The following is a 2,106-nucleotide window of genomic DNA, read 5'->3' as shown; positions in this document are numbered from 1 at the left end:
AGTTGGGTGATGCTATCACGTTCCACGGGTATGGTGATCAGTCAAGAGCCCGATTGGGGTCGAGGGAAACGATGTTCGAAACAACCGCTTTGAGCCCGAGAGTGCGTGATTCTGCGTCCGGTACGAACGTCTGATCATTGTTGTTTGGTCGCAAAGGATTGTCGGTTGACACCGAACTCGATAATGTGTCGTCCATAATTGTTTTGGATTAACACTTTGAGCTGGATTGATCGGCTTCTTGGGCCGCTGCTAGACAAAATAGGCCAGTCGGTAGCTGGCCAAACAGAGAGGAGCGCGGACCCGGTAGAAGAGCTTCTTGACGATGATGTCGCATTGTCCTTTGAAAACTTCAACTTTGACAAGCATTGGACTGATTTCTGCGAGGACATGAACCGCCAAGAAAGGTCCGCGTCCAAATCGGCGGCTTGGAAAGCATTGTCACAAATGCCAACAGATGCTGTCAGAAAACTTTTGACCCTCGAGAAGTTCGACTTTGATCCCAAAAGCAACGAGTTCGACGGTCTGGGTGCTGCAGGGCTCTTAGAAATAAGTCGTTCGAGAGAGCGATACTATTCGCGCCTGTGGATTGGTGCCTTTGCGTTTTTCCTTCTTATTTGCGTGATCAGCTTCGTAATGGGAGGTAACTTACCAAGTCTGCTCGGAGTACTTGTAATCATTGTTATTGGTGTGTTTGCAACAGATTGGCTAAACCGTAGGGCCGATGGAACAACCGACGTTCTCGGAGAGATTTCTTGGACAAGAGCAGGAATGATCTTCGCTAAGAATGAGCTATTCCCAAAGTTCAACAAATACCTAAGGGAAAAGGGAATTTAGCCATATTTGCAGACAAAAAAAACACCGAGAATGGCTTTAGCTCTGCAATCTTTGGACTTTCTATCGAGGTAGCGAGTTGTCTAGCCGCGAACAGAGCGGACATTCAATTGTTTCGATCAAAGGTACGCTTTGTCCGCTTGAGAACTTCTGTCTCAATCCCCAACCTGCGTGACCCCGTTAATCGTGGTGCTCTTCAGGTCGGTGGCACCAGCCACAGTCAGATCGCCGGTCACTTGCAAATCGCCATCGACAACCAGCTTGCCACCGGCAATAGACAACACAATCCCACTAGCGTGGTCGATGGTGAACGTGCCGCCTTTCCAGATCACGGTTGATCCGTCCGGCATCTCGAAATGCACCGTGCCCTCGTCCCCGGCCGGGGCAGGATCGGCGTCCGAATAGAGCGCGCCCAGGACAACGCCAGCCTCACGGTTTGCATCCATCTGGCAGACAACCTGACTGCCTGGCTTGGGTCGCGTGAACGCCCGCATGCCCGCCGTGCTGCGCTGAACGACATCGAGCCAGCCGGAAATCACTTGGTCGTTGTCCTCAAACCGGACCTTCACCTGTGATCCGCGCCCCTCGACGACAATGCCCCGTTTCATCTGTTCCGACATGATCAGGCCGAGGCCCCGGTAAAGGTCTGGCGAAAGAACACTGTCACGCCATCGTCCTTAATCGAGCGTTCGATTGCCAGCCCGGCGCCAGGCGCATACCATTCAAGATGAACCTTGTTTTGCAGCGCCTTCTCAAGCTCCCCGATACGCCGGTCCTTCCAGTCCATATAGGCCAGCTGCGCTAGATGGTGCGGGCCGCTTGGAAACACCTGAATCGCCAAATCGAAATCGCTGTTTGCGTGCTGTGTGCCTCGTGCTCTGCTGCCAAAGAGTATCACACGACGGATTATCGGGTGCTGTTCTGCCCAGCGAGTGATTTCCTGCTTGTCCTGATCGCTTAAGCCGCCGTTCACCAGTCGCTCCAGTTTGGTTGTGCTCTGTGCTTCGCATGTAGTCGCCCCGTGCACCGTATTCTACTCCACCAACTTAACCGTGATGCTTGTTGTGTACCCATCCGCACTGAACCGGTGCCGGGCCATGGTGATCAGCCAGCGGCCCGTGTAGCGACCATAGGTCTGGCCCAGCTCGATGACCTGTCCGGCAACGAGGAGCGGATCTCCCACAGTGGTGATCCGGCCGGTGCCGAGACGGTCATTCTCCCGCGCCAGACGGGCCACACAGAGGCGCTCGGCATGGGCCTGCGTCTCGGTGCGGT

Annotated in this window: 4 protein-coding genes; 1 reads left to right on the top strand and 3 read right to left on the bottom strand. The window is 54.3% G+C overall.

Annotated features, from left to right (window positions below):
- Positions 1–216: 216 nt before the first annotated feature.
- Positions 217–834, top strand: a complete 618-nt coding sequence (locus tag GOX53_RS29235; protein ID WP_171182391.1) for a hypothetical protein — start codon at positions 217–219, stop codon at positions 832–834.
- A 152-nt stretch (positions 835–986) separates the two neighbouring features.
- Here the strand turns inward: GOX53_RS29235 and GOX53_RS29230 are convergent, their stop codons facing one another.
- The 3 genes from GOX53_RS29230 to GOX53_RS29220 form a co-directional block, all read right to left on the bottom strand.
- Entirely contained in the window at positions 987–1,439 is a 453-nt protein-coding gene (locus GOX53_RS29230) for a phage baseplate assembly protein V (RefSeq protein WP_171182390.1), read from the bottom strand.
- Between the two features lie 14 nt (positions 1,440–1,453).
- A complete protein-coding gene (locus GOX53_RS29225; RefSeq protein ID WP_171182389.1) occupies positions 1,454–1,804 on the bottom strand; it encodes a nucleotidyltransferase domain-containing protein in 351 nt (116 codons plus the stop codon).
- A 60-nt stretch (positions 1,805–1,864) separates the two neighbouring features.
- Positions 1,865–2,106 (bottom strand): hypothetical protein (locus GOX53_RS29220; protein ID WP_371810461.1); only part of this gene is annotated, 242 nt, incomplete at its 5' end.

It is taken from the genome of Ruegeria sp. HKCCD8929, from assembly GCF_013031405.1.
In the GTDB taxonomy this organism is placed as follows: Bacteria; Pseudomonadota; Alphaproteobacteria; order Rhodobacterales; family Rhodobacteraceae; genus Ruegeria.
The sequence above is the reverse complement of the archived record's forward strand: the minus strand, read 5'-3'. Positions and strand labels throughout refer to the sequence as shown.